The following is an 886-nucleotide window of genomic DNA, read 5'->3' as shown; positions in this document are numbered from 1 at the left end:
GTCATCCGGCACCCCTCCGGACACCGCCGGACCAGCGGCCTCGATTGACTTCAACTCCACACTCTGCACAGTCACTTGGCGTCTCTTCCTTGATCGGCAGATCCGCCGTTAGTTTTACACTCCCGCATGCCGAGGGCCAAGTCCTGTCGGTGCGGCCAGCCTTCCGTGGCCGGTGCCGTATCGGTTGCGTAGCTCGGCGACCCCGGTCGCAGCAGAGGCCAGAGCGCCGAGGATCCGCTTGATGCTGTCAGCATTGTCCGGGCTGACGCCGCGCGTTGAGGCAGGCGGCGCGGCGGGATGCAACTGGAGCGCCTGCTGGGCCTGCTTGATCAGAGCCGGCAGGTTGAGGCTTTCATCGACGGGCAGACCGCGTTTGAGGAGGACGAACTTGGCTGTGGCTTCGATGAGTTGCTTCGCCGCACCGATGGCATCGTCAGGGTACTCGGCACCGAACCTGCGCACCCGATCGATGGTGTCCCGCCACGTGGTGTAGCCGATCAACAGACCTGAATTCCCAGGTCGCGGCAGGTGTAGCCGCCGACGGGGAATGCCCGCTGCCCGGCCTGCGCCCTTCGCAGGTCGCGCTCGCCACAGAGAGCCTCGTGGGTCGAGTACCGGAACGAGAAGCGCATGATCGCTTACACCACTCGGGACACGACCACCCGATCCAGTTCGGCATGAATCCCGGACGCCTCGGTGAGGGAGTCAGCGTGCACCACCAGGCGGGCGACGCGAGCGGTATGCAAACGCAGTTCGTCGTCTAGTGTCTCGTGATCCTGTTTGTGTCACTTCGCGTTGTTGTCGACGAGTTTCTTGATGTTGGTCTGGACGAGTCGGACCTTGGCGAGGATCTCGTCGGCGGTCGCGGTCCAGGTGAAGGGTTTGG

Annotated in this window: 1 protein-coding gene; it reads right to left on the bottom strand. The window is 64.0% G+C overall.

Translation table 11 applies throughout. The features are described 5' to 3' along the window. Nucleotides 1-114: 114 nt before the first annotated feature. Nucleotides 115-501 (bottom strand): abortive infection family protein, encoded by a 387-nt coding sequence (locus FCI23_RS55960; RefSeq protein WP_169317516.1) that lies wholly within the window; start codon nucleotides 499-501, stop codon nucleotides 115-117. Between the last annotated feature and the right edge of the window lie 385 nt (nucleotides 502-886).

It is taken from the genome of Actinacidiphila oryziradicis, assembly GCF_005047355.1.
GTDB classification, from domain to species: domain Bacteria; phylum Actinomycetota; class Actinomycetes; order Streptomycetales; family Streptomycetaceae; genus Actinacidiphila; species Actinacidiphila oryziradicis.
The sequence above is the reverse complement of the archived record's forward strand: the minus strand, read 5'-3'. Positions and strand labels throughout refer to the sequence as shown.